At 67.3% G+C, this 26,825-nt stretch carries 23 protein-coding genes; 9 read left to right on the plus strand and 14 right to left on the minus strand.

Going from position 1 to position 26,825, the window contains the following annotated elements:
* Positions 1-8 precede the first annotated feature (8 nt).
* Entirely contained in the window at positions 9-806 is a 798-nt protein-coding gene (locus tag NVV90_RS16035; protein WP_258438238.1) for an amino acid ABC transporter ATP-binding protein, read from the plus strand.
* Positions 807-923: 117 nt separating this feature from the next.
* Here the strand turns inward: NVV90_RS16035 and menD are convergent, their stop codons facing one another.
* The 4 genes from menD to NVV90_RS16055 all read right to left on the minus strand — a co-directional run bounded on the left by menD (position 924) and on the right by NVV90_RS16055 (position 7,099).
* Entirely contained in the window at positions 924-2,690 is a 1,767-nt protein-coding gene (gene menD / locus NVV90_RS16040; protein ID WP_258438239.1) for a 2-succinyl-5-enolpyruvyl-6-hydroxy-3-cyclohexene-1-carboxylic-acid synthase, read from the minus strand.
* A 106-nt stretch (positions 2,691-2,796) separates the two neighbouring features.
* Complete coding sequence (locus NVV90_RS16045) at positions 2,797-4,884, minus strand: PhoX family phosphatase (protein ID WP_258438240.1); 2,088 nt, start codon at positions 4,882-4,884, stop codon at positions 2,797-2,799.
* Between the two features lie 123 nt (positions 4,885-5,007).
* Positions 5,008-6,036 (minus strand): o-succinylbenzoate synthase, encoded by a 1,029-nt coding sequence (locus NVV90_RS16050; RefSeq protein WP_258438241.1) that lies wholly within the window; start codon positions 6,034-6,036, stop codon positions 5,008-5,010.
* Between the two features lie 124 nt (positions 6,037-6,160).
* Positions 6,161-7,099 (minus strand): zinc-binding dehydrogenase, encoded by a 939-nt coding sequence (locus NVV90_RS16055; RefSeq protein ID WP_258438242.1) that lies wholly within the window; start codon positions 7,097-7,099, stop codon positions 6,161-6,163.
* Positions 7,100-7,226: 127 nt separating this feature from the next.
* Between NVV90_RS16055 and NVV90_RS16060 the strand changes: the two genes are divergently transcribed.
* Positions 7,227-7,847, plus strand: coding sequence for a DUF2510 domain-containing protein (locus NVV90_RS16060; protein WP_258438243.1), 621 nt, complete (start codon positions 7,227-7,229; stop codon positions 7,845-7,847).
* 164 nt (positions 7,848-8,011) lie between these two features.
* Positions 8,012-9,085, plus strand: coding sequence for a LacI family DNA-binding transcriptional regulator (locus NVV90_RS16065; protein WP_258438244.1), 1,074 nt, complete (start codon positions 8,012-8,014; stop codon positions 9,083-9,085).
* A gap of 1 nt (position 9,086) precedes the next feature.
* Here the strand turns inward: NVV90_RS16065 and NVV90_RS16070 are convergent, their stop codons facing one another.
* From NVV90_RS16070 to NVV90_RS16085, 4 genes are read right to left on the minus strand one after another with little or no spacing between them, the layout of a single operon-like run.
* Positions 9,087-10,538, minus strand: coding sequence for a glycoside hydrolase family 32 protein (locus tag NVV90_RS16070; RefSeq protein WP_258438245.1), 1,452 nt, complete (start codon positions 10,536-10,538; stop codon positions 9,087-9,089).
* A 28-nt stretch (positions 10,539-10,566) separates the two neighbouring features.
* Complete coding sequence (locus NVV90_RS16075) at positions 10,567-11,439, minus strand: carbohydrate ABC transporter permease (RefSeq protein WP_258438246.1); 873 nt, start codon at positions 11,437-11,439, stop codon at positions 10,567-10,569.
* Positions 11,440-11,447: 8 nt separating this feature from the next.
* Positions 11,448-12,395, minus strand: coding sequence for a carbohydrate ABC transporter permease (locus tag NVV90_RS16080; protein ID WP_258438247.1), 948 nt, complete (start codon positions 12,393-12,395; stop codon positions 11,448-11,450).
* Positions 12,392-13,813 (minus strand): extracellular solute-binding protein, encoded by a 1,422-nt coding sequence (locus NVV90_RS16085; RefSeq protein ID WP_258438248.1) that lies wholly within the window; start codon positions 13,811-13,813, stop codon positions 12,392-12,394. The genes NVV90_RS16080 and NVV90_RS16085 overlap by 4 nt, the downstream gene beginning before the upstream one ends.
* A gap of 131 nt (positions 13,814-13,944) precedes the next feature.
* On the opposite strand from NVV90_RS16085, the gene NVV90_RS16090 reads away from it, so the two are divergent.
* The gene (locus NVV90_RS16090) at positions 13,945-14,859 is read left to right on the plus strand and encodes a phosphatase PAP2 family protein (RefSeq protein ID WP_258438249.1); all 915 of its coding nucleotides are present in this window, start codon (positions 13,945-13,947) and stop codon (positions 14,857-14,859) included.
* Positions 14,860-14,945: 86 nt separating this feature from the next.
* Here the strand turns inward: NVV90_RS16090 and NVV90_RS16095 are convergent, their stop codons facing one another.
* Together NVV90_RS16095 and NVV90_RS16100 are read right to left on the minus strand one after the other, a co-directional pair.
* On the minus strand, positions 14,946-16,163 hold the full coding sequence (locus NVV90_RS16095) for an MFS transporter (RefSeq protein WP_258438250.1): 1,218 nt from the start codon (positions 16,161-16,163) through the stop codon (positions 14,946-14,948).
* A gap of 63 nt (positions 16,164-16,226) precedes the next feature.
* On the minus strand, positions 16,227-17,042 hold the full coding sequence (locus NVV90_RS16100) for an MBL fold metallo-hydrolase (RefSeq protein ID WP_258438251.1): 816 nt from the start codon (positions 17,040-17,042) through the stop codon (positions 16,227-16,229).
* Between the two features lie 180 nt (positions 17,043-17,222).
* Between NVV90_RS16100 and NVV90_RS16105 the strand changes: the two genes are divergently transcribed.
* On the plus strand, positions 17,223-18,731 hold the full coding sequence (locus NVV90_RS16105) for an FAD-dependent oxidoreductase (RefSeq protein WP_258438252.1): 1,509 nt from the start codon (positions 17,223-17,225) through the stop codon (positions 18,729-18,731).
* Between the two features lie 19 nt (positions 18,732-18,750).
* On the opposite strand, the gene NVV90_RS16110 is transcribed toward NVV90_RS16105, so the two are convergent.
* From NVV90_RS16110 to pdhA, 4 genes are all read right to left on the minus strand, one after another.
* Positions 18,751-18,900 (minus strand): hypothetical protein, encoded by a 150-nt coding sequence (locus NVV90_RS16110; RefSeq protein ID WP_258438253.1) that lies wholly within the window; start codon positions 18,898-18,900, stop codon positions 18,751-18,753.
* Between the two features lie 114 nt (positions 18,901-19,014).
* Entirely contained in the window at positions 19,015-20,598 is a 1,584-nt protein-coding gene (locus NVV90_RS16115; RefSeq protein WP_258438254.1) for a dihydrolipoamide acetyltransferase family protein, read from the minus strand.
* A 2-nt stretch (positions 20,599-20,600) separates the two neighbouring features.
* Positions 20,601-21,701, minus strand: a complete 1,101-nt coding sequence (locus NVV90_RS16120) for an alpha-ketoacid dehydrogenase subunit beta (RefSeq protein ID WP_258438255.1) — start codon at positions 21,699-21,701, stop codon at positions 20,601-20,603.
* Positions 21,698-22,885 (minus strand): pyruvate dehydrogenase (acetyl-transferring) E1 component subunit alpha, encoded by a 1,188-nt coding sequence (gene pdhA / locus NVV90_RS16125; RefSeq protein ID WP_258438256.1) that lies wholly within the window; start codon positions 22,883-22,885, stop codon positions 21,698-21,700. Before pdhA ends, NVV90_RS16120 begins: the two co-directional genes overlap by 4 nt.
* 170 nt (positions 22,886-23,055) lie before the next feature.
* Between pdhA and NVV90_RS16130 the strand changes: the two genes are divergently transcribed.
* The 4 genes from NVV90_RS16130 to NVV90_RS16145 all read left to right on the plus strand — a co-directional run bounded on the left by NVV90_RS16130 (position 23,056) and on the right by NVV90_RS16145 (position 26,693).
* Entirely contained in the window at positions 23,056-23,520 is a 465-nt protein-coding gene (locus tag NVV90_RS16130; protein ID WP_258438257.1) for an Lrp/AsnC family transcriptional regulator, read from the plus strand.
* A gap of 86 nt (positions 23,521-23,606) precedes the next feature.
* Entirely contained in the window at positions 23,607-23,744 is a 138-nt protein-coding gene (locus NVV90_RS16135) for a hypothetical protein (RefSeq protein WP_258438258.1), read from the plus strand.
* Between the two features lie 446 nt (positions 23,745-24,190).
* On the plus strand, positions 24,191-24,730 hold the full coding sequence (locus NVV90_RS16140) for a DapH/DapD/GlmU-related protein (protein WP_258438259.1): 540 nt from the start codon (positions 24,191-24,193) through the stop codon (positions 24,728-24,730).
* Positions 24,731-25,205: 475 nt separating this feature from the next.
* A complete protein-coding gene (locus NVV90_RS16145; RefSeq protein ID WP_258438260.1) occupies positions 25,206-26,693 on the plus strand; it encodes a polysaccharide biosynthesis tyrosine autokinase in 1,488 nt (495 codons plus the stop codon).
* Positions 26,694-26,825: the final 132 nt, after the last annotated feature.

A 26,825-nucleotide genomic window follows, 5' to 3' on the forward strand; every position in this document is an offset into this window, starting at 1 on the left:
GGACAGTCATGAACGACGTCGAATCCAACCCCCGCGGCACCGTAAAGGCCGCCGGAGTCTCGCTGAAGGACCTCCGCAAGTCCTACGGCAGCAACGAAGTCCTCAAGGGCATCAGCCTTGACGTGGCACCGGGCGAGGTTGTCTGCCTGATCGGTCCCTCCGGTTCCGGCAAGTCCACGCTGCTGCGCTGCGTCAACCTCCTGGAGAAGCCCAACGAGGGCACCATCCACGTGGGCGGCTTCGAAGCCACCGACCTGGACGTGGACATCGACAAGATGCGCCGCAAGGTGGGCATGGTGTTCCAGCAGTTCAACCTGTTCCCGCACCTGGACGCGCTCAGGAACTGCACGGTGGCACAGACCAAGGTGCTGCGCCGTTCGCAGGCCGAGGCCGACAAGGTCGCCCGGAGCAACCTGGAACGCGTGGGCCTGGGGCACCTGGCCGACCGCTTCCCTGACCAGCTCTCCGGCGGGCAGCAGCAGCGCGTGGCCATCGCCCGGGCCCTCAGCATGAACCCCGAGCTGATGCTCTTCGATGAGCCCACCTCCGCCCTGGACCCCGAGACCGTGGGTGACGTCCTGGCCGTCATGCGCAACCTCGCCAGGGAAGGCATGACCATGCTGGTGGTCACGCACGAGATGGGCTTCGCCCGCGAAGTGGCGGACCGCGTGGTCTTCATGGACGGCGGCGTGGTGGTGGAGGAAGGCGTGGCCGAACAGGTCATCGGCGCGCCCACCCAGCCCCGCACCAAGGAGTTCCTGCGCCGCGTCCTGGACCCGACGCACATCGAGGTCGTGGAGGACTAGCTTCCGTCCCGACCCTCAGCCGCGTCCTCTGATCAAAGCAACGCGGGGTCACTTACGGCCCATTCTGCACTGCATTATGGGCCGTAAGTGACCCCGCGTTGCTTTTAAAGGGTGGGGCTAGCTTGCCAGGACTCCTGCCACGGCGTCGGCCACGGCCTTCTTGATGCGCGCATGCAGCGGGCGCAGGCCGGCCCGGTCCGTGCGCACCTCCACAATGCTGCGGCCTTTCAGCGGGGACTTGAGCGCGGCGGCGAGTTCCGCCGTCGTGCTTACCGCACGGTGCCCGACGCCGTAGGCCGCCGCGAGTGCCGCGATGTCCACCGAGTGCGGGGTGCCGAAGAGGCGCTCGACGGCGGTGCCGTAGCCGCCGCCGTCCTCCACCGCGCCGTGCTCGAGGAGTCCGAAGATGCCGCCGCCTGCGTCGTTGAGCACCACGATGCGCAGGTCCGGCACGGCTTCCCCGGCCCCGAGGAGCAGGCTGCCGGCGTCGTGCAGGAAGGTGACGTCGCCCAGGAACAGGGTGGTTTCGCGGCCGCCGCCCAGGGCGATGCCGGTGGCGGTGGCAATGGTGCCATCAATGCCCGCGAGGCCGCGGTTAGCGTACACGGTGGCCACGGGTTCCGGCGCGGGCTGGCCGGCGAGGTCCACGTCGCGGATGCCGTTGGACGAGCCCAGGACCAGCTGCCCGCGGGCGTGCGCCCAGACCGCGGCGCCGGCGGCCGGCCCGGTGGCTGCCCCGGACGCGCCGGCGTCGGACGCCCCGGACGCGCTGCCCCCGGACGCCCCGGACGCGCTGCCCCCGGACGCCAGGACACCGTCGAGGGCGTGCTGGGCCGCGGCGCCGGCCAGGAGCCAGGCGTCCAGCCATTCGGCAGGGCCGCGGCCGGCAAATTCCGCCAGTTCAGCCAGCGTTTCGAAGGGGGTCTCGCGGCGGCGGCCAGCCTCGTACCAGGCCACCGGGACCGGCTGGTAGATCGCCGAGGCCACGTCCTCACGTGCCAGTAGCGTCGCGACCGGCCGGGACAGCGTGGCCCGGCCGAACAGGACCACCCGCTCGATGGGCAGGGCGGAGTCCGGGCCGAAGTGCTCCAGCAGCAGCCGGTACGGGCCCACAGCGTTCGGCCCGAAACGGGCGTTCGAGGACGGTTCGGCCAGCAGCGGCAGGCCGTGGGCGCGGGCGAAAGCCTCGGCGACCGGACCGGCGTCGTGCCCTGCCAGGACCACGGTCCGGCGCTCGGGCAGTGCCGCCGCTGCCGGCGGGAGGTCGAAGGCCAGGGGCCCGGCGTCGTAGTGGAACACGCCGTGTCCCGCCTGCGGCGGCAGCGCCTCGCCCGCCTCCGGGACCAGCGGTTCGCGGAAGGCGAGGTTGAGCTGGACGGGTCCGGGCGGCGTGTCCTCGAGCGCGCCGGTGGCTGCGTACAGGGCCGTCTGCACGGCACGTTCCGGGTGGTCGCCCGCCGGGACGTTGGCCGCGAAGCGGACGTGGTCGCCGAACAGGTCCAGCTGGATGGTGGTCTGGTTGGCGCCGGTGCCCTGCAGTTCGGCCGGGCGGTCGGCCGACATCACCACCAGCGGCACGGCGGCGTGGTTGGCTTCCATCACGGCCGGGAGCAGGTTCCCGACGGCGGTCCCCGAGGTGGTCAGCACGGCCGCCGGTGAGCCGGTGGACAGGGCCAGGCCCAGGGCCGTGAACCCGGCGGAGCGCTCGTCGATCCGCACGTGGAGCCGGACGCGGCCGGCGGCCTCGGCCTCCGCCAGGGCGTACGCCACGGGGGCCGAGCGCGAACCCGGCGCCACCACCACATGCCGCACACCGCCGTCGAGCAAGGCCGCCACGGCGGTCCGGGCGGCAGCGAGCGAGGTCAAGGAGTCCTGGGAAGTCACCGTCCCAGTCTATTTGCCGTTTCAAGCAACGCGGGGTCAGATAGCGCCCATGCAGGGCCCCAACATGGGCGCGAAGTGACCCCGCGTTGCAGTGACGGTGGAGAGGCTAGGCGTCGGTGCGGTACACCTGGACCACGGACGGGCGGGGCGCGCGTGCCTGGCCGGCGGCCGGCGTGGCGCCTGCCGGGACGTAGTCCGGGAAGTACGAGTGCTGGTCCGCGAACGAACCCTCTTCGCCCGGGTGCTGGACGGAGACGAACACCGTGCGCTCCTCGTCGTGGACGATCGGCCCGCAGGTTTCGCCTTCGCGCGGCACGGCCAGGAACTGCTCCACCTTGCCGCGCTCGGTGCCCTCAAGGGTGACTTTGAAGAGGCCGTCCGCACGGCCGATGCCGGAGGGGGCGCCGTCGGTGGAGATCCAGAGGTTGCCCACGGAGTCGAAGGCGAGGTTGTCCGGGCAGGAGATCGGCGAGACCTGGTCCACCGGGAAGCCGGAGAAGTAGGTGACGTCGCCCTGGGCCGGATCGCCGCAGACCATCAGCAGGTTCCACGTGAACGTGGTGGACGTCTGGTCGCCGGTTTCGGTGATTTCCACGATGTGGCCGTCGCGGTTGGCGTTGCGGGGGTTGACCTCCGTGGCGCCTTCCTTGCCCACCTTGCCGCGGTCCGAGTTGTTGGTGCAGGCCACGTAGACCTTGCCCGTGTGCAGGCTGGGCTGCACGTCCTCGCAGCGGTCCATCTTGGTGGGGCCCACCTTGTCGGCGGCGAGGCGGGTGTAGACCAGGACCTCTTCCACGGACATGCCGGGCACGGCCGAGGCCCCGCCGACCACCAGGGGCAGCCATTCGCCGATGCCGTCGAAGCCGCCGTCGGCCGGCACGGCGCCGGTTCCGGTGATCTCGGCGGCGGGCGAGTTGCCGGTGAACTTTGCCACGTACAAGTTGCCGGCGGACAGCAGCGTCATGTTGTGCGCGCGGTCGGCAGCCGACGTACCGGGACGGTACTTGTCCTTGGAGACGAACTTGTAGAGGTAGTCGAAGCGCTCGTCGTCGCCGGAGTAGGCCACCACGTGACCGGATTCCGCCACAATCACGTTGGCGCCCTCGTGCTTGAAGCGGCCCAGCGCGGAGTGCTTCTTCGGCGTGGACGTGGGATCGAAGGGGTCCACTTCAACGATCCAGCCGAAGCGGTTGGCCTCGTTCTCGTAGCCGGCGTTGCGGGTGTCGAAGCGGGGGTCGTCCAGTTCCCACTGGCGTGCCGTGGGCTTGTTGGTGAGACCGTAGCGCTTGTCGCTGGCGGACGTGCCCGGGGAGACGAAGTAGCCGTTGAAGTTTTCCTCGCCGGACAGGATGGTGCCCCACGGGGTGGTGCCGCCGGAGCAGTTGCCCAGGGTGCCATTGATCTTGCGGCCGGACGGGTCCGCAACGGTTTTGACCAGCGCGGAACCGGCAACGGGACCGGTCAGTTCGTAGGCCGTGTGGTTGAGGTAGCGGCGGTTCAGCGGGGCACCCTTGACGTAGCTCCACGGCTTGGTGGTGTTCTTGCGCTCAAGCTCCACCACGCTGAGCCCGTGTGCGGCTGCCCCCACAGCGCGCACCTCGGCGGCTGGCATGGTGGCCGGGAACATGATGTTCTCGTTCGTGTATTCGTGGTTGGCGAAGAGCACCGCGCGGCGGCCCTTGCTGCCCGGAACCTCAAGGATGTCCGAGTAGTCGTTGTTGTAGCCGAACTGCTTTTCCTGGGCCGCTGCGGTCTGGTTGTTCAGGTCGAAATCCGGCGCGCCGTTGAAGATGGGGTCGCCCCAGCGGATCACGGGCTGCCAGGTGAAGCCTGCCGGAACGGTCATGGCGTCAACGTCGGCGGCGATGGAGTCGATGGCCGTGAACTTCAGCTTGGACTTGGTGAAGCCCTCCTTCGCCGCGGGAGAGAGACCGGCGGCCGTCGCGGGCTCTGCGGACGTCACGGCCGAGCCGAGGACGACGGCGAGCGCACCGGCGGCGCCGAAGCCCAGGGCGGCGCGGCGGGAGATGGTGGCGGACGCGATATCGCGGAAGTAGCTGTTGGAGCTGGTGTTGCAGACGTCACCGGCGCAGGCGTTGTCGCACTTCAGTGCGCAGGTGACGGCGCTGCGCTTGCCTTTGGTGTGGCCGAGCATGGGCAGCAGGGGGAATTTACGGGCTGTCGTTTCAGACAAGGGGTGCCTCCAGGATGACGATCGGGTCCCGGCCACCCTTTCAGCGCAAAGCGAATCCGAGAGGTCACTCTGGTTAAGTTCGGGTGAACGTGCGTCCGGTCGGGCTGACCGTCAGTCAGGCGGTCAGCCCGCGACGGCGGAGGCGGCCAGCACCGCGTGCACCCTGCGCAGCCGGTCCAGCCACCAGTCACGGCGTTCCGCGGGAGCCGCATACTGCTCCAGCAGCCCCTCATCGGCGGCGGCGTCGCGCAGGCGGATGGCGCCGTCGTCGGCCACCAGCGGATCCCGGGTGACGTCCGCGGCGAAGAGGGACACGGTCCCCAGCCCACAGGCGTACGGCAATTCCGGCAGTGCGGCCGCGAGCGCCAGCCCGGCACGGATGCCCACCGAGGTGTCCAGGGCGGAGCTGACGACGGCGGGGAGCCCGGCCTGCGCCACGATGTCCAGGGCGTGCCGCACTCCCCCGAGCGGCGCCACCTTGACCACAATCAGATCCGCCGCACCCGCCCGGGCCACCTTGAGCGGGTCATCCTCCTTGCGGACGCTCTCATCGGCGGCGATGAGCACCGGGGTGCCTTGCCGGGCGAGCCGGGCGCGGACTTCGGCCAGGCCCTCGATGGTGGGCACCGGCTGCTCCGCGTATTCGAGCCCGACGCCGGAGAGCCGGGTCAGTGCCTCGACCGCCTCCGCGACGTCCCAGCCGCCGTTGGCGTCCACCCGGATGGCAGCGTCCGGGAGGGCTTCCCTGACGGCCTGGACGCGCGCGACGTCGTCGTTGAGGGACTGCCCGCGCTCGGCGACCTTGACCTTGACGGCGTCCACGCGCCCGAAGCGGGCCAGGACGCCGGGCACGCGGTCCGCCGGGACGGCCGGAACGGTGGCGTTGACCGGGATGCTGTCCCGCAGGGGTGCGGGGAAGCCGAGCCAGCCGGCCTCGATGGTGGCGGCGAGCCAGCGGGAGGCTTCGGCGTCGTCGTATTCCGGGAACGGGCAGAACTCGCCCCAGCCGGCGGGCCCGCGCAGCAGCAGCGTTTCGCGTTCCACGATCCCGCGGAATTTCACGCGCATGGGCAGCGTGACCACGTGGGCGGTGGCAAGGAGGGCCTCGAGGGATGGAAGCTCGTGCTGCGGGGCTTGGTGCGGGGCTGGCATGGTGCCCACTGTACCGGGGCTCGTTGCCGGCCCAACTGACTGGCATTAGTGGTTGTTATGGACGCTCAAAACAACCACTACTGCCAGTCAGTTGGGAAAGGGGCCCTCAGGCGTCATAGGCAGACTACTGCCGGACGGCCACCAGGCGGCCAATGACCTCGCCGCGCTCGAGTTTCTGCACTCCTTCGCCGATCTCGTCGAAGGAGATGTTGGTGACGTTGGCCCTGAGCTTGCCTTCGCTGATGAGCTTCAGCACGGCTGCGCAGTCCTCCTGGGTACCGGCCTGGGACCCGACGAGGGTCAGCCGCGACAGCGTCAGACGCTGCAGATTCAGTGTGCCCTCCGGACGCCCAAGCCCCACCTGGACAACCTTGCCGTCCGGGCGGACCGTCTCAATCGCTCCGGCCGTGGTGGTGCCAAAGCCGGCGTAGTCGATGATGACGTCAAGGTCCTTGTCGGCGAACTCGCGGATGTCCTTTGCGACGGCGGTCGCGCCGAGTTCCGTGCCAAGGTCCCACACTTTCTCGTTGATTTCGGCGGCGTAGACTTCGGCCCCGGCGCCGACGCAGACCTGGACGGCCAGGGAACCGAGCCCGCCCAGGCCGATGATGCCAACCTTGTCGCCGGCCTTCACCCCGCCAACCGTGATCGCGGCGTGGTACGCCGTCATGCCGGCGTCGGTGGCCGCAGCCGCTTGATCGAAGGGAACGCCCTCAGGCACCTGGATGACGAACCTGGCGGGGGTGAGGACCTTCTCGGCGAATCCGCCATCCAAGCTGGTGCCGGGCGTGGGGATATCGCAAGGGATTGCCACACGCTGGCCCACCGCAAACCCGGTGACCTCGGGTCCGACCGCCGAGACCACGCCTGCAATCTCATGGCCGAGGGTGATGGGCCGTTTGGGCAGGAGTCCCGAGAGGGTCCCGTCGAGGAACCCGACATCGCTGTGGCAGATGCCAGCGCCCTTGACGTCCAGCACCAGCTCCCCCGGTCCAGGGACCGGATCGGGAACATCATGCAGCTCGAGCGGGTGGTTTTCGGTGACGAACTGCCAAGCCTTCATGACCGCTTCCTTCTGTGAGGCCCCGTGGCCCTCAGGTTACCGCCACTTCCCAGAGCGCCTCAAGGATTTTGGGCGCATGATTGTATGAGCGCTACCCTCTGAATCGACACTCACCACCGGGGGACACATGACCCAGCCAACGAACGGTTCGACGACGCCTCCGGGCTGGTACCCGGACCCGTCCGATCCGCGGCAGATGCGGTGGTGGGACGGCGCCCGGTGGACCGCCCACCTGGCACCGGCCACCGCGCAGTCCATGCCTCAGCAGCGCGTCCCCATCAGCAACCAGACACCGGTGTACAACGCGTTCATCTGGACGATCGCATTGCTTCCCGTGCTGCCGGCCCTGCTGCTGTTGACGTGGAACCCCGAGTTCCGAGTCATCACCACCCCTCGGGGCATGAGGACCATGGACCCCACGTCCATCTTCTCGCCGAGCTACTTCCTGCTCATGGCCTCGGGCTTCCTTACTTACGGTCTGTCCGTGTTGTTCGCGTATTTCGACCACCAGCGGCTGGCGCAGTCCGGTGTGGTGCGTCCGTTCCACTGGGCCTGGTGCTTCCTGAGCGGCACCGTCTACGTCATTGGCCGCACCGTGATCGTCCGGAAGGTGGCTCCGGACCGTGGGCTGTGGCCTATCTGGATCCTCATCGCCACCGTGGTGCTCGCCTTCACCATCACGGCCATCAAGGTCTCCGTGATGATGACGTCGATGTACTCCCAGTTCGGCTACTCCCTCGCCGTCTGACGCACCCACGCCCCGCCCAAGTAGCTCGCATTAGTGGTTGTTCTGCGCCCTCAAAACAACCACTAATGCGAGCTACTTGGGCTAGCCTCCACGCAACCGCAGGCACCCCCTCACACGCGTTAGGTAGACTACTGCAAAAGTCCCGAGCGCAGGAGGATCCGCCCATGCACCGCAAGGCCACAGCACTCGACGTTGCCAAGCGGGCCGGCGTCTCCCGGAGCGCCGTCTCCCTGGTGCTCAACGGCCGCGGCGACGGCAACGTGGCCAAGGAGAGCCAGGACCGCATCCGGCAGGCCGCCGCCGAGCTGAACTACTCCCCCAACGCGATCGCCCTGAGCCTGCGGAACCAGCGCTCCCGGGTGATCGGCATCGTCTCGGACGAGGTGGTGACCAGCCCGTTCGACGGCAACATCATCGGCGGGGCCGACGACGTCGCGCGCAGCCGCGGCTTCGTCACCGTGGTGATGGACACCGAGCTGGACGCCTCCCGCGACGAAGGCGCCGTGGAAACCCTGCTGGACCGGCAGGTGGACGGGCTCATGTACGTCACCGTCGGCCTGAAACCGCTCGATGTGCCGCCCGGGATGCTGCGCGTCCCCTCGGTCCTGGCCAACTGCTACGAGAACAGCCCCGAGCCGCAGCTGCACCACGTCATCCCCGACGAAGTATCCGGCGGCCGCGAAGCCACCGAGCACCTCCTGCAGCTGGGCCACCGGGACATCGCCCTGCTGGCCGGCTTGGAGAGCTCGCCGGCCGCACCCTTGCGCGTGCGCGGCTACCGGGACGCCCTCGCGGGCGCTGGGCTGCCCGTGCGGGAGGATCTGGTCAGCTGGGCCGGCTGGGACATCGACGACGGCTTCCACGGCGCCATGAAACTGCTCGACGGCGTGTCCCCCGGCGGGCGGCCCACCGCGATCATGTGCGCGAACGACCGCCTCGCCATCGGCGTGGTGCTGGCGGCCGCCCGGTTGGGGCTCAGCATCCCCCGCGACATTTCGGTCATGGGCTACGACGACGAATTCCGCATCGCCAACACCATGGTTCCCGCCCTCACCAGCATGGCCCTGCCCTTGCGGGAAATGGGTGCGGCGGCCATGACCATGCTGCTGCAGCAGATTGAGGACCCGGCCGCCGGCGCGGCGGGCACCGGGGCTTCGGGCGCCGGGGTCCTGGAAACGATGGTTCCCTGCCGCCTCATGATCCGTGAGTCAACGGGCCCGGTGCCCGCGGGCCGCTGACTCAGCCGGCCGGCTGTTCGAGTTCCCAGACCTCGGCCGAGGCGCCAGCAGGCAGCTCCAGCCGCCACTCCTCGCCGGCTGCCGGGTAGGCGCGCAGGGTAGTGGCCACGGAACCGTTGCGGTACACCTCCACCAGGGACGCGTCCACGAAGATCCGCAGCCCCGCCCCCAACTCGCCACGGAACACCACCTGGCGTTCGGCACCGGACGCATCGGCGCCGGCCGCACCCGAAGCGGCGGCACCGGAGAGCACCAGCGAAACCTCGCCCGAAACGCCCGGTCCGCCGGACACCACGGCCTCGGCAAACGCAGGCAGGGAGACGGTCCCGGAGGCACCGGTGGCCGGGGCGGCACCCCGGTACGCCTCGATCTCGGGCGCAGGCGCCACGGCAAGGGCATCGTCAACGACGGACAGGACGCGCGGGAACGTCAGCACGCCGGCCCAGCCGGCGGCGTCGATCTCCTCCTGGCTGCGGCCGCGGCGTCCGTCACGGCCGGGACCTTCGTTGGCCCAGCCCCACAGCAGGGAGCTGGGTTCACCGGCAGCAGTGGATTCGAGCTGGACAATCTGCGGGGCGTAGAAGTCGCGGCCAAGATCCGACTTCCCGCCGGTGCGGGGTTCGAACACGGGCAGGCCCGTGGCAGGGTCCTCACGCAGGGAGCCGATGAGGTGGCCCACGCCGTTGGCGTGCTCGTGGTCATCGCCGGAGAGCCACAGGGAGAACATCATGACCCAGGCGTCCCGCGCGGAACCGGAACCGGAAGCGGAACCCGAACCGGAGTCGGCAACGCGCACCAGCTGCGGGCATTCCCAGATCTCGGCCGGGGTGTGGGCAGCGGCCACCGCGTTCTCCGATGTCAGCCAGATCCCCTGGTACTTCCAGTCGGACATGTCCTCCACGGTGTACAGCAGCAGCGCGGCCTGCCCGGTGGCGAGCCCGGCGCCCTGCATGGCGTAGCGCTTGCCGTTGAAGCGGAACAGGAAGGGGTCGCGCACGGCCGTCACCAGAGGGTCCTCCGGCATCGAAACGGCCACGTGCCCATCCTGGGTCCAGGACAGCAGGTCCGCGGAACCGCGGGCCACCACCACCTGGGAGTGGCCGCCGCCGCCCCTCACGCCGGAGTACGCGGCGGTGGGGACACCGCCGTCGTCGGTCACTACACCGGTCCAGCAGCCGAACTCGTCCGGCCCGCCGTCCTGCGGCTTCAAGGCCACCGGGTGCTCTTCCCAGCGCAGGAGGTCGGCGGAGCTAAGGTGGCCCCACTGGATGCGGTGGTGCCGGGCGGATTCCGGGTTGTACTGGAAGAACACGTGGTACCGGCCGTTGATGTGGCTGATGCCGTTGGGATCGTTGATCCAGCCCTGGGCCGGGCGCGGGTGGAAGCGCGGGAACGCCGGGTCCGGGTGCGTGGCCGCCGCCAGGGAGGAAGCGGATGCTGCAAGGTGGGTCACTGGAACCCCTTTCAAGTAGTAGAAACAGCTATTTGCCCGTGCCGGCGGTGAGGCCTGCCTGCAGGGCACGCTGGCCGAACATGAAGACCACCAGGGCCGGGATCATGGACAGGACCACGCCGGCCAGGACCACCGAGATGCTGCCGGTGCCCATGTTGCCCTGCAGGGACACCAGGCCCAGCGGCAGGGTGAAGTTCTTCTCCGAGATGGTCAGGATCAGCGGGCGGAAGAACTCGTTCCAGTGGAAGTTGAACGCGAGGATGCCCACGATCGCCATGCCCGGAACGGCCAGCGGCGCGTAGACCGAGCGGAACGTCCGCCACGGCGAGGCGCCGTCGATCGCGGCGGCCTCGGCCAGGTCGGCGGGCAGCCCCAGGAAGTACTGGCGCATCAGGAAGGTGCCGAACGCCGTCGGGATGGCCGGCAGGATCAGCGCCAGCAGGGTGTCGGAGAGTCCCATGCCGCGGATCAGCATGAACACGGGCACGATCGTCACCTGCACCGGCACCATCATGGTGGCCAGCACGATCGAGAACAGCGCCCCGCGGCCGCGGAACTTCAGGTTCGCGAACGCGTAGCCGGCCATGGCGGCCGAGACCATCTGCCCGACGGCGATCAGCCCGGTCACCAGGGCACTGTTCAGTACCAGGATGACCATGTCCAGCTGCCGGAAGACCTGGGCGTAGGAGGTGAAGTCGGGGTTCCAGGGGAAGAACGACGGCGGAAGCTTGAAGGATTCCGACGGCGACCGCAGCGAGGTGGACAGGGTCCACAGCACGGGCCCCAGGGTCAGGGCGGCGGCAATAAGCAGCAGGACGACGCGCAGGACGGTGTTCCAGTTCGTCTTCCGGCGGGCCGCGGCGGGTGCCGGGGCCTGGGTGCGCTCGGAGATGGTGGTCATGGCGGGCCTCACTGGTAGAAGACGAATCGTTTGCTGAGCCGGAACTGCGCGGCGGTGATGGCCATGATGATCAGCGTGAGGATCACGCCGATCGCCGAGGCCTGGCCGAACTCGAGGCGCTGGAAGGCGGACTCGAAGATCACCATCACGGCGGTGCGGGTGGAGTCCCCGGGGCCGCCGCGGGTCAGCACGTACGGCTGGTCGAAGACCTGCAGCGCGCTGATGATGGCCATGACGGAGGCCAGCAGCGTGGTGGGGCTCAGCAGCGGCAGGGTGACGTGGACGTGCTTGCGCCAGCCTGTGGCACCGTCCAGCGAGGCGGCCTCGTAGGTTTCCACGGGGATGGACGCCAGCCCGCCGACGAACAGCAGGAAGGAGAAGCCGAAGTTCTGCCACACATAGACCAGGATCACGACGGCGGCCGAGCCGCCGGGCGTCGTCAGCCAGGGCACCGCGGGGATGCCCACCAGGGACAGGGCCCAGTTGACCACGCCGAACTGCTCGTTGAAGAGGTAGCGCATGAAGATGGACACCGACGCCGCCGAGAGGATCAGCGGGAAGAAGAACGCGGAGCGGAAGAAGGTCCGCAGCCAGGCCGGCAGTTTCTCCTGCACCATGATGGCCAGGGCCAGCGCCAGGCCCAGCTGGAGGGCCACGGCCACCACCACGAACACGAGGGTGTTCAGGAAGGACACCCGGACGGTGGGGTCCTGGACCACTTCGGCAAAGTTGTCGAAGCCCACGAAGGTGGGCGCCGAGATGATGTCCCAGCGGAAGAACGCCAGGACCAGCGAGGCGACGATCGGCAGGAGCGTGAACAGCCCCATGCCAAGGATGGTGGGGGCCAGGAAGAGCCAGGCGAGCCAGGGCTGGCTGTGCCGTCCGGCCTTGGCGTGGGCCGCCGGCGGCGCTACGCTGCCTGCCGCTTGGGCCCGGTGGCGGGTGGTGGTGCTCATGACTGCCTCCTCAGGGCCAGTTCAAGATCGCGCTGCATGGAGGCCAGGGCCTCTTTCAGCTGGCGTTCATCGCCGCTGACGGCCAGCGAGACGTTCTTCATGAGGGCCGTTTCGACGGCGGCCTGCTGGGGCGGCGCCGGAATGGGGCCGGTGGTGGGGTACTTGTCCAGGGTGTCGTAGAAGACCTTCCAGTGGGCCGGGCCCTTGCCCGCGTACAGCTGTTCGTTGACCATGGACCGCCGGGCCGGGGTGGTGATCGGGTTCGGGAAGATCAGCTCCATCGCTTCGCGGCTGGCGCTGTACTTGATCCATTCCCAGGCGGCGTCCTTGTCCTTGGCGGTCTTCATGATCGCGTAGCCCGCTGTGCCGAACTGGTGCCGCTGGCTCTTCCACTTCGGGAAGAACTGGACGTCGTAGTCGTTCTCCTTCATGCCGGCCTCGTGGAGGCCCTGCACCCAGTAGCCGCCGGCGGGGGTGGTGCCGATCCGGTTGGATGCGAACAGGCCCACCAGGGAGCTGCCGCCGCCTTCCTCGGGACGGACGCCCAGTCCGTCCTGGACCAGCCCGCGCAGGTAGTCGAAGGATTCGAAGACGCGGGGATCGTCCGCGTTCGGTTCCAGCCACTGGTAGCCGCCCGAGCGCAGGCTGCGGGAGGGGTCCTTCGCGTAGAAGCCGTCCCAGAGCCAGTCGCCGCCGCTGGACTTGGTTTCCTTGAGGAAGCTGGTCTCGTTGGCGTAGAGCCAGGGCACCACGCCGCCGAAGAGCCGGTTGGTCCAGTAGTACGGGGTGAAGTCCGCCGGGCGGGCCTTGCGCATGGCCACGAGGCTGTCGCGGAAGTCCAGGTGCGTCCAGTCGTCCGCCGGCCGGTCCAGGCCCGCCTGCCGGAAGGCCGTGGTGTTGTAGTACATGTTGGCCGCGTTCCAGTCCATGGGGAGCTGGTACAGGCTGCCTTTGTACATGAAGGCTTCCACCAGGCTGGGGTGGACGTCGTCAAAGTACTCGGCCATGTCCGCGGCATCGCGGCGCAGGTACTCATCCAGGGGGTGGGCCAGCTTGTCCGCGAACAGCTGGGCACCTTCCGTGGCCACATAGACCACGTCCGGCGGCGTTCCGGCAGCCACCATGGTGAGGATCTTGGTGAAGAAGTCCTTCCAGTCCACGGCCTGGATGGCCTGGACCTTGACCCGGATCTCCGGGTGGAGCCGGGTGAATGCATCGATGGCCCGCTGGCGGGCGGCGGCGTCTGCGGCCGTTCCCATGATGGCAATGCTGAGGCTGTTGTCTCCCCGCCCGGGAATGTCGGTTCCGGAGAGCCGCGGCCACGACGCCACGGTTGCCCCCACAATTCCCACGCCAAGGGCACCCAGGGCGGTCCTGCGCGAGATCTCGCGCAGGCGGCCGTTTGTGGCACCAGTCATGTCTATTTCCTTCCTAACACGTGTGAGGTAGCCTAAATCACCGACCTAACACGTGTCAAGCGTCACAATCCCAGGACTGCCTACACCACCAGCCTGCGCCTGCCGGGCCGTAATGTGGGAGGCTGAAGAGGATGAATTTCCACAAGGCCGGCCCCCGGGCGGCACAGCAGACAGACACACGGGGCCCAGGCACGGGGGCGGGAACGGCGTTCCTCTTCGCACTGGCCACCATCGTGAGCGTGCTGGCTCTGGCGGCCACCTATTACTTCTTCGTCCGCACCACCACGGGCCAGTTCATCGACGAGTCCGCGCTGGTGCAGGCGGACACCATCCGCGGCCCGGCGGGCCGGGCAAGCACGGAGTTCCTCGACTGGCTTCCCGTGACCTCGCTGGTGATCGCCGCCGTCGTGGTCCTGTTCGTGACGATCGTCCGGCGCCGCTGGACCGCCGCGGGGATTGCCGTGGCCGCCTGCGTGGTGGCGAACCTGGCCACGCAGCTGCTCAAGGAGTGGTTCCCGGACAGGCCGTACCGCGGGGTGCAGACGCTGGAACTGAATTCCCTGCCCTCGGGCCACACCACGCTCGCGGCCTCCGCAGCCGCGGCAGTGTTCCTCATGGTGTCCCCGCGGTGGCGGCCCTTAGTGGGCTTCCTGGGCGGCACGTTCGCCGTCGCCTCCGGGGTGTCCACGCTCATCAACCAGTGGCACCGCCCGGCCGACGTCATGGCCGCCTTCCTGGTGGTCGCCGCGATCATGCTCCCGGCAGGCTGGCTGGTACTGCGCACCGGCAAGGGCTGGAATGCCTGGGACGGCTACGGCGGCCACTGGGCGTCGTCGCGGCTCTGGGTGCGGCTGTCCGGCATCGCGGTGGTGGCCTCCGCCGCCGTGGCGGCCTACGCCCTGCGGGAAGTGATCCTGGGCATGGAGCTCACCGACAGCACCAGCAGCTACTTCTGGGCCGGGACGGCCATGATCGCGGGCACGGGCTACTTCGCCATGCTGGCCGCCGTCTGGCTGTTCTCCTGGGCCGCCCGACGCCGGGGCTGACGTCCCGCACTCCACCCAAGTAAGTAGCGCTAACTGTCGTTTTGAGCCCTCAAAACGACAGTTAGCGCTACCTAGTTGGGAACGCGTCAGTAGTTGCGCCGGTGCCTGAGCTTGGGGAGCGCGACGGCGAACACGGCCGCCGCGGCCAGGCCCAGTGCGCCGGTGGCCCAGACCCCCGCCGCCAGCGAAACCAGGGCCGTGAGCCCGGAGAGCAGCACCGGCCCGCCGGTGGCCCCGGAATCGGCCATGAACCGCCACAGGCCCAGGAACTGCCCGCGGCCGCTGTCCGGCGAGAAGTCGGCCCCCAGCGTCATGATGAGACCCGAGCTGATGCCGTTGCCGAAGCCGACCAGGAGCGCCGCCAGGAGCAGGCCCACAAACCCGGCGGAGAGCGGAATCAGGAACAGGGCGATGCCCATGATGAGCGTGGACGGCACGGCAACCCACAGGCGGCCCTTGCGGTCCATGAGCTTGCCGGCAGGATAGAACACCAGCATGTCGATGGCCCCGGAGAGCCCGTAGATCAGGGAGGCGTGCGTGGCGTCCATGCCCAGGTGGTCGGCCCACAGGGGGATCACCACCTGCCGGGAGGCCCGCAGGGCGCTGAGCAGCATGATGCCGATCCCCACCGTCAGGAAGACCCGGGCGTGCGAGACCGCCACCCCGCGGAGCGTCGGCTCCGGAACGGGAGTCCCGCCGTCGGGCCTGTCCGGCACGGCCAGCTCGCGGAGGGTGAGCGAGAGCGCCGCGGCGGCAGCCATGCCCACAACGCCCACCCAGTAGGCGCCGCTGATGCCCGCGAACTGCATCACCGCGGCACCCACGAACGGGCCGATGAAAATGCCGATCCTGGTGACGCCGCCCAGGGTGGACAGGGCCCTGGCCCGGAACTGCACCGGGACCGCCTCGGTGAGGTACTTCTGGCGGGCCAGGTTGAAGACGCTGGTGGCCATCCCGACCGCGGCCACGGCGGCGGCGAGGAGCCAGATGCCGTGCGGGATCAGGGGCGCGAAGCCTGCGGCGGCGAGCGCGAGGGCGCCGGCCAGCCCGGCCCCGACGATGGCCCAGCGTTCGCCGAACCTGATGGTGATGAGCGAGGCGGGCAGGTTGAAGAACCAGGACCCCAGGCCAATCAGCGTCACCACGAGGGCCGAAACCGCCACCGAAGCGCCCAGCTCTCGGGCGGACAGGGCCACCACCGGAAGCACGGCCCCTTCGCCGAGGCTGAAGAGCACGGCCGGCCCGAACGCGGGCAGGGCGATGCTCCGGAGGCTGAAGGACTGTGAGGTGCTGGTGGCTGTCATCCCCTTCATCCTAGGGCGGCTCGGCACGCGGCCAGCGCCGCGCCCGGACGGGCCCGCCCTCCCCTAGTGCCCCGGCTGGGTCTCCTGCAGCCGCTTGATGAACCAGCGGGACTGCTCGGGCCCGTACGGCAGCACCGGGATCGCCTTGGTGGCGTCCGACGGCGTGTCCCGGATGGACTGCAGGCCCTGGCGCACCGCGGTGGACATGGTGTTGGCCATGGTCTTCACGAACTGGTCGCTGCAGGGCTTGCCGTGCCCGGGGATGAGGAATTCGTAGCGGTGCCGCAGGGCCGAGATGTGCCGCAGGACGTCGGCCCATTCCTCCGGGTACGAGTCCTCGAAGGAAGGATGGGCGCCCTGTTCGAGCAGGTCCCCGGCGAACAGGGTGCTGGGCGTGCCCACCAGGAGGTCGCCGTCGGTGTGCCCGCGGCCCAGGTAGAAGAGGGTGGCGGTCAGGCCGCCCAGGTCCACCAGGACGGGCTGGTCCTTGACGATCGCGTTGGGGATCACGATCTCGACGGCGTCGCCCTTCCCCGCGGCCATTTCCGGTTCCGTGGCGGTGACGAAGCGGCGCTGGTGGTCGCCGTCGTCGTCGATGGCCGCCGCACAGTTGACGTGCCCCCAGAACTCCGTGACGCCGTCGTCGGCGAAGACCGCGTTGCCGAAGTAGTGGTCATAGTGGGCGTGGGTGTTGACCACCACCAGGGGCAGTTGGGTTTTCTCGCGGACGGCGGCCAGGATCTGGCGGCCTTGCCGGGGGCCGCAGCCGGTGTCGATCACCATGGCGCGTTCCGTGCCGACCACGAGGCCCGTGTTGAGCAGGCATCCCTCGGTTTCCAGCACGTAGTTGTCCGGGCCTGCTTCGAGCCATCCTGACATTGATTCTCCGTATCGAGACGCGTTCCGGGGGTGTTCAGGCCTCGATTCTACCCACGCCCCGCTGGCAAAAGGCTGAAGAGCGCGGGCAGTGCCCCAGATGGGGTTTCCCGACGGCGGTTGCTGGCCATTGCTTTGCGGGCCGCCTTCTGATTCCCTGAATCTGAGGAGAAGGGACCCGGCATGTCTTCCCTATGGTTTGACCTTCGCGCACAGGACACGGCCTCCGCAAGCACGGGGGAATTCGTCCCCGGCAGCAGCTACGACACGGTGGTGGCTGGCGCCGGCATCACCGGCCTGGCCACGGCCCTCATGCTTGCCCGGGCGGGGTCCAAGGTGCTGGTCCTCGAAGCCCGCCAGGTAGGAGCCGCAGCAACGGGCAACACCACGGCCAAGCTGAGCCTGCTCCAGGGCACGGCCCTGTCCGCGCTCCGCGGCGTGTACCCGCCGGCGCAGGTGCGCGCCTACGTGGAGGCCAACCGGGCAGGCCAGGCCTGGCTCCTGACCTACCTCGAGGACCGGGGCGTGCCCTTCCAGTACCGCGATGCGTACACCTTCGCCACCACGGCGCCGGGCGCCGAACGCCTCCGCACGGAGTTGCAGGTGTCCCTGGCCGCCGGCCTGGACCTTGAGTCCACGCGCGAGACCGGGCTGCCGTTCGAGGTCCAAGGCGCGCTGCGGCTGCCCCGCCAGGCACAGTTCAACCCCCTGGACGTGCTGGATGCCCTCGCGGCGGACGTGAAGGCCGCGGGCGGCAGCATCATCGAGGGCGTGCGGGTCATGAATGTCCGTGCGGACGATCCCCTCACGGTGTTGACCCGGCGCGGCGAAATCCGCGCCCGCACGGTAGTGCTGGCCACCGGCACGCCCACGCTGAACCGTGGGCTCTACTTCGCCAAGCTGCGGCCCAACCGCTCCTACGCCGCCGCGCTGCGCCTGCCGGACGGCATGGAACCGCCGCCCGGAATGTACCTGTCCGCGGAGCCGCCCACCCGTTCCATCCGGGACCATCCAACGCCCGACGGCGGCCTGCTCCTGGTGGGCGGGTTCGGTCACCCGGGTGGTCGGGCGCCGTCGCCCCAGGCGCACCTGGAGCAGCTGCTCGCCTGGGCCGTGGAACACTTCCCCGGGGCCGAGCCCACCCACACGTGGTCCGCGCAGGACTACCAGGCCACCAACCTCATGCCGTTCTTCGGGCGGCTGCCGCGCGGCCGCGGCAAGATCCTGTTCGGCACCGGCTACAACAAGTGGGGCATGAGCAACGGGACCGCGGCGGCGCTGGACATCGCCGCCGACATCCTGGGCAGCGGCCAGCCCGCGTGGGCACGCACCATCCACCGCCGCACCACGGGTCCCCGGGGCGCGGTCTCCACGGTGCAGCACAACCTCGACACAACCCGGCAGAATATCCGTGACAAGGCGGCCCTGAAAAAACTCCCGCCCATCACCGAGGAAACCAGCCCCGCCGAGGGCACGGGTGTCACCGGACTCTTCCATGGGAAACCAGCGGCTGTCAGCACTGTGGATGGCGTTGTGTGCAGATTATCCGCGGAATGCGCGCACCTGGGTGGAATCCTGCACTGGAACGACGCCGAGACATCCTGGGACTGCCCCTTGCACGGCTCCCGCTACTCGGCTGCTGGCAAGCTGCTGGAGGGTCCGGCGACGCACAACTTGATGAAGCTTCAGTAGGCGGGAAGCCCGCCGGCCGCTACCCGACGCGCCCCAGGGCCATGAACACCACCGCCGCAGTGCCGGCGGCCAAGACTGCAAGGCCCGCCAAGGAAACCACCCGCCAGCGCCGTCGCCAGGCCTCGCGCCGGAGTGATCTGCTGTCGCCAATGTATTCGTTTTTCCCCATACCGCCGAGCCTAGGTGCACCTGGCGAAGCGATTTGCCGGTCAAACGATTCGTGACCGTTAAGTTTGGGTAAATCGTACGTTTGCAAAAGAAGTCGAGCCCCGGGGCGCGGCGCCTACAGGTCCGCGAGCGCCGTGCCCGGGTTCTCGATGGCGTCCGCGACGTACCGCAGGAAGCCGGCCGCCGTTTCGCCGTCGCACACGCGGTGGTCGAAGGCGAGGGTCAGCTCGGTGACCTTGCGGACGGCCAGCTGGCCGTCCACCACCCACGGCCTGTCGATGATCCGGCCCACGCCGAGCATCGCGACTTCCGGGTAGTTGATGATCGCCGCTGAACCGTCCACGCCGAACACGCCGTAGTTGTTCAGCGTGAACGTGCCGGACCCGAGTTCTGCCGGGGTCGCCTTGCCGTCACGCGCGACGGCCGTGAGCCGGCGGATCTCGGCGTCCAGCCCGCGGGCGCTGAGCAGGTGGGCGTTGCGGACCGAGGGAACCACCAGGCCGCGGTCGGTCTGGGCCGCGAAGCCGAGGTTGATCCCGTCGAACGAGACGATCTCCTGGCTCTCCCCGCCGGCGGCGTCCTCCGTGGTGACGAACCGCGTGTTGAGCGCCGGGTACTTCTTCAGACCGGCCGTGACGTACCGGGCGATGAACGCCAGCAGCCCGGGGGTATCGTGCGGGGTGCGCTTCTTGAGCTCTGCCCGCATGTCCAGCAGGGCCGTAGCATCCACATCCACCCACACCGTGGCCTCGGGAATCTCGGAGCGGCTGCGCGCCATGTTCGCCGCCACGGCTTTGCGGACACCGCGGACGGCGGTGCGTGCAGAAACAGTGAGCCCCGTACGGCCGTCGGTTTCCCCGGCGGGAACCGCAGCTGCAGCTGGTGCGGCCACCGGGACCGCAGGCGCAGCGGGCGGCGCGGCAATCGCCGCTTCGACGTCCCGGCGCATGATCAGCCCACTGGCCCCCGAACCATTGATCGCATCCAGGGAGACCCCGTGATCCCGCGCCATCTTCCGCACCAACGGAGAAATGACGGCCGAAAGCTTCCCGGGCACGCGCGTGGCCACGGAGGGCACCGAAACAACAGGCTCCATCGCAGCCACAGACGCAAAGCTCTTCCGCGGCCGAGTCCGCCCAGCCTTCCCCCCGCCCGGCGTCCCGTAACCAATAAGAACGTTCCCCGACCCGGCCTTCTCCTCAGTCCGGTACGTCTCCCCCGCAGCCGACGCCGAAGGCGCAGCGGCAGGTGACGAACTCCCGGAAGCAGCACCGGATGACACCGCCGGTGACGAACCCGCCTGAGCCGCAGCGGATGATGCCGCCCCGGGAGTGGCATCGGGCCTGTCGGAGCTGGACGCGATGCTGCTTGCAGCATCGCCGTCCAGCGAAGGGGCGGGGGCGGCATCATCCGCGGAGGCGGAGCCAGCCACAACAGCCGGAACCACAGCCCCAACACGAGCCACAGAAATCAGCGGCTTCCCGACGTCGAGCGTCTGGCCGGGTTCGCCGTGCAGCACGGCCACGGTGCCCGCGTACGGCGAGGGCACCTCCACCATGGACTTGGCGGTCTCCACTTCGGCGATGGGCTGGTCCACGCGGATTTCGTCGCCGACGGCGACGAGCCAGTTGACGAGTTCGGCCTCGGTGAGGCCCTCCCCCAGGTCCGGCAACAGGAATACCTGCATATCTGAGCTCATGGTCAGTCCTCCCATTGAAGGTCGTCGACGGCGTCGAGGATGCGGTCGACGCTCGGCAGATAGTAGTGCTCCAGCTTGGGAGACGGGAACGGGACGTCGAAGCCGGTCACGCGCAGCACGGGAGCGGCGAGGTGGTGGAAGCAGCGTTCCTGGACGCGGGCCACGATTTCCGAGGACACGGAGGCGAAACCGTGCGCCTCGGCGATGACCACGGCGCGGCCGGTCTTGCGGACGGAGGCGCAGACGGTTTCGTCGTCGAACGGCACGATCGAGCGGACGTCGATCACTTCGAGCGAGCGCCCTTCCTCTGCGGCGGCGGCCGCGGCGGCGAGCGCGGTGGGGACGGACGGGCCGTAGGCGATCAGCGTCGCGTCGGTGCCGGGACGCGCGACGGCGGCGCGCCCCTCGGTGCTCTTGCCTGCGGAAACGTTCGCAGAGTGTTCTGCGCGCAACGCGTCCAGGTCCACCTGGTCCTTGGACCAGTAGAGCTTCTTGGGTTCCATGAACATGACGGGGTCATCGGAGTCGATGGCCTCGCGCAGCATGCGGTAGCCGTCGGCCACGGTGGCCGGGGTGTAGACCTTCAGGCCGGCGGTGTGGGCGTAGTAGGACTCGGAGGAATCGCAGTGGTGCTCCACTCCCCCGATCCCGCCGGCGTAGGGAACCCGGATGACCAGCGGCATCTTGAGGGCACCCTTGGTGCGGTTGTGCATCTTGGCGACGTGGCTGACGATCTGCTCGAAGGCCGGGTAGGCGAAGGCGTCGAACTGCATTTCGATCACGGGGCGCATGCCGTTGATGGCCATGCCCACCGCCATGCCCACGATGCCGGATTCGGCCAGCGGGGTGTCGAAGCAGCGCTGCTCGCCGAACTCGGCCATGAGGCCGTCGGTGATGCGGAAGACGCCGCCCAGCATGCCGACGTCCTCGCCGAACACCAGGACGGACTGGTCAGCGCGCATGGCGTCGGCCATGGCGGTGTTGAGGGCCTTGGCCATGGTGATGCTCTGCGGGCCGCTGGCCTCGGCGGTGGCCGCGGCCGATGCGGCGGCGCTGGCCGTGGCGGCACTGACATTGCCGTTGACGGAAGTGGTGACGGTCATTTTGCGCTCTCCGTTCCGTTGTTTTCGGCGCTTTCAGCGCGGGCGAGTTCGCCGGCGAGCAGTGCGGACTGCTCTTTCAGCTGCGGGGTGGGGGTGGAGAAAACGTACTTGAAGAGGTCCAGCGGCTGCACGGGAACGTCCTCGCCCAGGCCTTCGCGCAGCTGCGTGGCCACCGCCTCGGCCTTTTCGGCAATGCGGGCGCTGCCGGCGTCGTCCAGCAGTTTCTTGTCCGTAAGGTATGTCTTCATGCGCGAGAGCGGGTCCTTGGCCAGCCATTCGGCGACTTCGCTGTCCGGGCGGTAGCGGGTGGCGTCGTCGGCGTTGGTGTGGGCCTGCATGCGGTAGGTGTGGGCCTCGATGAGGAGCGGCCCGGAGCCTTCCCGGGCGAGTTTCACGGCCCGGTCCAGCACGGCGAGCAGTGCCACAAGGTCGTTGCCGTCCACGCGCTCACCGGCCATGCCGTAGCCCACGGCCTTGTGCGCCAGGGAAGGTGCCACGGACTGGTGGCTCAGCGGCACGGAGATGGCGTACTTGTTGTTCTGTACGAAGAAGATGACGGGCAGGTGGAAGACGGCGGCGAAGTTCAGGGCCTCGTGGAAGTCGCCTTCACTGGTGGCGCCGTCACCGCACATGGCCAGCACCACGGTGTCCTCGCCGCGCAGCTTGGCCGCGTGGGCCACCCCCACGGCGTGGAGCAGCTGGGTGGTCAGTGGCGTGCACTGGATGCCCACGTGGTGCTTGGTGGGGTCGTAGCCGCCGTGCCAGTCGCCTCGGAAGATGGTCATGGCCTCTACCGGGTCCACTCCCTTGGCCATGACCGCGACGGCGTCGCGGTAGGTGGGGAACAGCCAGTCGCCTTCGCTCAGGCACAGGGCGGCCGCCACCTGGCAGGCCTCCTGGCCGTGGCTGGACGGGTAGACGGCCATGCGGCCCTGCCGCACCAGGGCGGAATTCTGGTCGTTCACGCGGCGCCCGACGACGAGCTGCTCGTAGGCAGCCATCAGCTCGGCGTCGCCGGGGGTGGGGTACTCGTGGCCGGGTTCGGTGCCCTGCTCATCGTGGGGGCGAAGGGTGCCGTCCGGGTTCACCATCTGGATCTGGTGCCGGGCCGGCAGCATGTAATCCTCCACGCTGATGCCGAACTTGCGCCGCACCTCGGAGGCCTGGTCTGCGGAGATCGTCATTGGTCCGTCCTTCTGTATCCACTATTTGCCTCAAGTATGGATCTGGGAGAAGTTTCGTATCCACCTTCGCCAAGAATCGTGGAAAAGCTTTCAGCAGATGACTATTCTGGAAGACGAATTGCAGATGTGAGCTGGGTAACGGGCCTGGCCGTGGACGAATTGGAGGAGCCATGCCAGAGGCCGATGCCGAGCAGAAGGAAGTCCCCCTGGACGAGGTGGACCGGAACATCATCGCGGAGCTGACGCGTGACGGCAGGATGTCCGTGACGCAGGTGGCGGAGAACGTCCACATCAGCCGGGCGCACGCCTATTCGAGGATCTCCCGCTTGACGGGAGAGGGCGTGTTCACCAAGTTCACGGCCCTGGTGGATCCGATCAAGGCAGGGCTGAAGTCCTCGGCGTATGTCACGCTCAAGGTGCAGCAGCACTCATGGCGCGAGCTCAGGGAGCAGCTCCGGCTCATTCCCGAGGTGCAACACATTGCCCTGGTGGGCGGCAGCTTCGATGTCATCCTGCTGGTCCGGGCCACGGACAACGTCCACCTGCGCCGCGTCATCTTCGACCGGCTGCAGTCCATGCCCGGCGTGGTGGACACCCAGACGTTCCTGGTGTTCGAGGACGTGGATACGCGGTAAGTGGGTTGAAGCAATGCGACGCCGGATGCAGCCTCAATTTACATTGCGTTTACGGGCCCGAATCGTTGGCTGGCTAGGATCAGCCCATGGGGACAAAATTTCATCACACATTCTGCGACAAGTGCGGCATCGCGACCAGGCACATCACCACCTACAGCAAACAGGACTGCGGGCAACTCGTAGCCACCGTCCGCTGCTCGGAGCACTCGGAACGGATCGAGTAGGCGGTCGCTTGGTTTTCCACGACGTTGAAGCTGCTGACATTTGGGATTCAGAATTGCGTACCGAGGCCATGAGACCGACAAATGATCGGGCCGCGCCACAAGCAAAATGGACGACGCTCAGCGCGTACATGTCACCCCCTACTACAAGGTAGGAGTCAATGGGGAACTGCGATCTTCGACACCGAATGACCCGAAGGCCTTGAAGCCGGAACTGTGGCACGGATTGGCACAGCCGAAGAGCGGATCGTCTCTGAGGTGAGCCGCATACTGCACGACGCTTGCGGCTTTTGCTGAGTTACTCGGGGTGGGACGCCGGGTGGATGAGAGGAGGGACCTTTGGGCGCCGCGTAACGGCTTCCGTGCCCAGCACGTTCAGCTGGTCAAGGTTGCCTTCTTAGAGTCCGTCCGTGAATCACGACAGCTCCACGGACAACTAACATTGAGGCATGGGGATCCTAAAGAGGCTTTGGCCGACGCTCTCTCGCGACATCGTCCTGAATACCGTGCTCAGTTCCGTCCTGATACCGACCGTATTCCGGTGGAAGTTCTACAGTCTCCTCGGCATGCGAATTGAGAAGTCTCGAATCTGCCCTAATGTGTGGATGGGTGACCGAAATGTCCAGATCGGTTCCGGAACGTTCATCAACTATCGCTGCGTGTTCAACACTGCGGGCGGCGTTACGATCGGCCGCGACTGCGACATTGCCATGGATGTTTCATTCATAACAAGCACGCACGAATTGGGCGGCCCTTCGCGCAGGGCCGGGACCCCTAAAACAGCACCCATCAATATTGGCAGCGGTGTTTGGATCGGAGCGCGAGCTGTCATCCTCCCTGGTGTCACTGTCGGGGACGGTGTTGTCATCGCGGCCGGCTCAGTCGTGACGCGGGACTGCGAGCCCCATACGCTGTACGCCGGCGTTCCCGCAAAAGCCATAAACTACCCGATGCCTGGCGCCAATCAATCAGTCCAACAGACCAGCTGATAGGAGCTTCTCCAGCGGATAGGGAGTGAAGCTGTTTCTGGCTAGCGGGCGCGGCCGTTCCAGTGGATGCGTTTTGCGCAACCACAGTCCGCTATTTTTCCCTGGCCGGGATGCTCCGCATGGTTAGAAGTAGTCGGCAGCCAAGAGGTCGAACTGAAAGATATTGGAAGAATGACTAGCAGTGCATTGATATAGCGGGTTGAAGTTGAATCTTCTACCTTCTATCCGTTCGTTTCGACTTACCTATCTAACACGAGGTAGGCATGGTGAGGAACGACTTCCGCGTCGGGATTCGCATGCTTCGCTAGACCTATGTTTCGCAAGGTGGCCGTTTGGAGACGGGATCCATCTCGCTTGTTACGGCACACCGGGCGAACGTCCGGGGCCGAGTACAATAAGGCTAGCCATCGATATTGCCAGTCCTAGGGACGTGCCACCAGGCGACTTTGGACCATGACTCAGGGGGAACACTAGTTTGGACCTACGTGACTACTTGCGCGTCCTGCGGCGCAATTGGATTTTAGTTGTAGCCTTAACTTTGATTGGGTTGCTTGCCGGTGGAGCGTCGTCCGTTCTCACCAAACCGACGTACACTGCGGATACACAGCTATTTGTAGCCATACAAAGTTCAGGTTCGGTCCAGGAGCTGCAGCAGGGCAACACATTCAGTCAAGCTCGCGTGCAGTCTTACGTAAAGACCGTCGGGTCACCGGCCGTGCTACAGCCGGCCATCGATGATCTTGGGCTCGATGTTACAGCGGAAGAGCTCGCCGCCCGTGTGAAGGCTAGCTCGGAAATCAACACTGTTCTCATCGAGATCGCTGTGATGGACCAGTCACCCGTTCAGGCAGCCGCAATAGCTCAGGCAGTCGCGAATAGCCTGATCCGCACGATCGACTCACTTGAGCGGCCAAAAACAGGCGGCTCCTCCCCAGTGGGCCTGTCAATAATTAAGCCCGCGAAAGCTCCAAGCGCGCCGTCCGCGCCGAACACGCGGATGAATCTCTTGGCCGGTTTGGTCATCGGTCTGGCCATGGGAATTGCAGCTGCAATATTGCGGTCGACCCTGGACAGCAGGATTCGCAACGAGGCCGACCTCAGGCGTGTCACGGATGCCCCACTACTCGGCGGTATTTCGTTCGATCAAGACGCCTCAAAGAGGCCACTGCTCACTCAGTGTGCTCCACAAAGTCCCCGGTCCGAGTCCTTTCGACAGCTCCGAACTAACCTGCAGTTCGCCAATGTATCTGGCCACGCACGATCAGTCCTCATTACTTCCTCGTTACCCGGTGAGGGAAAAAGTACTACTGCAACGAACCTTTCAATCGCCCTCGCGCAAGCTGGGCTTTCAGTTTGCCTCGTCGACGCTGACCTCCGTCGGCCCATGGTTAATGAGTATCTCGGACTCGACCGCAATGCGGGACTTACCACCGCCCTTCTAGGTACTTCGGATGTCAACGATCTGCTTCAGCAGTGGAGCGATGACAATCTCTTCGTGCTTACCTCCGGACAAATCCCGCCAAACCCTAGTGAGCTGCTTGGGTCAGAGGAGATGAAGCAACTGATTACCCGCCTTGAACAGGCATTCGATACGGTCATAATCGATGCTCCCCCACTGCTCCCAGTTACCGATTCCGCTGTGCTGTCACAACACGTCGGAGGCGTCGTAATCGTAGCCGGGTCGCAAAAACTCCGCTACCAAGATCTTGAAAAGTCCTTGGCAGCACTTGCGATGGTTGGTTCAAATGTCCTTGGCGTAGTACTAAACCGGATCCCAGCCAAAGGACCGGACTCGTACTCCTACACCTATTACAGCCACGACGAGATGCACCTCAAGCCTTCGGAGGTCTCAAATGGCGCCAACCAGAAGACCCGTCGTCGTTCAGCAGAGGCGTCAGAAGCGCAGTCAGGGATCCGTCCTGCCACGGTCTTCCCTGGAGAACATGTCGGTGGGCGCAGGTAACACTCCTCGTCCATGGGAGTTGTCCGGGGGAACGGCCGCAGCTTTTCAGGCCGAAGGTGTGTCGTCGAAAACAGTCGACGCAACGGGACTCCGGGCGTTGATTGGGGACGCTTCGGCATCCTGACCCGGGCG

This window comes from Arthrobacter sp. CJ23 (genome assembly GCF_024741795.1).
Taxonomy (GTDB): Bacteria; Actinomycetota; Actinomycetes; order Actinomycetales; family Micrococcaceae; genus Arthrobacter.

Coding starts and splice junctions, on each gene's coding strand:
- NVV90_RS16035 (WP_258438238.1), top strand. CDS start 9: ATGAACGACGTCGAATCCAACCCCCGCGGCACCGTAAAGGCCGCCGGA.
- NVV90_RS16050 (WP_258438241.1), bottom strand. CDS start 6,036: ATGCCAGCCCCGCACCAAGCCCCGCAGCACGAGCTTCCATCCCTCGAG.
- NVV90_RS16055 (WP_258438242.1), bottom strand. CDS start 7,099: ATGAAGGCTTGGCAGTTCGTCACCGAAAACCACCCGCTCGAGCTGCAT.
- NVV90_RS16060 (WP_258438243.1), top strand. CDS start 7,227: ATGACCCAGCCAACGAACGGTTCGACGACGCCTCCGGGCTGGTACCCG.
- NVV90_RS16065 (WP_258438244.1), top strand. CDS start 8,012: ATGCACCGCAAGGCCACAGCACTCGACGTTGCCAAGCGGGCCGGCGTC.
- NVV90_RS16075 (WP_258438246.1), bottom strand. CDS start 11,439: ATGACCACCATCTCCGAGCGCACCCAGGCCCCGGCACCCGCCGCGGCC.
- NVV90_RS16080 (WP_258438247.1), bottom strand. CDS start 12,395: ATGAGCACCACCACCCGCCACCGGGCCCAAGCGGCAGGCAGCGTAGCG.
- NVV90_RS16085 (WP_258438248.1), bottom strand. CDS start 13,813: ATGACTGGTGCCACAAACGGCCGCCTGCGCGAGATCTCGCGCAGGACC.
- NVV90_RS16090 (WP_258438249.1), top strand. CDS start 13,945: ATGAATTTCCACAAGGCCGGCCCCCGGGCGGCACAGCAGACAGACACA.
- NVV90_RS16095 (WP_258438250.1), bottom strand. CDS start 16,163: ATGACAGCCACCAGCACCTCACAGTCCTTCAGCCTCCGGAGCATCGCC.
- NVV90_RS16100 (WP_258438251.1), bottom strand. CDS start 17,042: ATGTCAGGATGGCTCGAAGCAGGCCCGGACAACTACGTGCTGGAAACC.
- NVV90_RS16105 (WP_258438252.1), top strand. CDS start 17,223: ATGTCTTCCCTATGGTTTGACCTTCGCGCACAGGACACGGCCTCCGCA.
- NVV90_RS16110 (WP_258438253.1), bottom strand. CDS start 18,900: ATGGGGAAAAACGAATACATTGGCGACAGCAGATCACTCCGGCGCGAG.
- NVV90_RS16115 (WP_258438254.1), bottom strand. CDS start 20,598: ATGAGCTCAGATATGCAGGTATTCCTGTTGCCGGACCTGGGGGAGGGC.
- NVV90_RS16120 (WP_258438255.1), bottom strand. CDS start 21,701: ATGACCGTCACCACTTCCGTCAACGGCAATGTCAGTGCCGCCACGGCC.
- pdhA (WP_258438256.1), bottom strand. CDS start 22,885: ATGACGATCTCCGCAGACCAGGCCTCCGAGGTGCGGCGCAAGTTCGGC.
- NVV90_RS16130 (WP_258438257.1), top strand. CDS start 23,056: ATGCCAGAGGCCGATGCCGAGCAGAAGGAAGTCCCCCTGGACGAGGTG.
- NVV90_RS16135 (WP_258438258.1), top strand. CDS start 23,607: ATGGGGACAAAATTTCATCACACATTCTGCGACAAGTGCGGCATCGCG.
- NVV90_RS16140 (WP_258438259.1), top strand. CDS start 24,191: ATGGGGATCCTAAAGAGGCTTTGGCCGACGCTCTCTCGCGACATCGTC.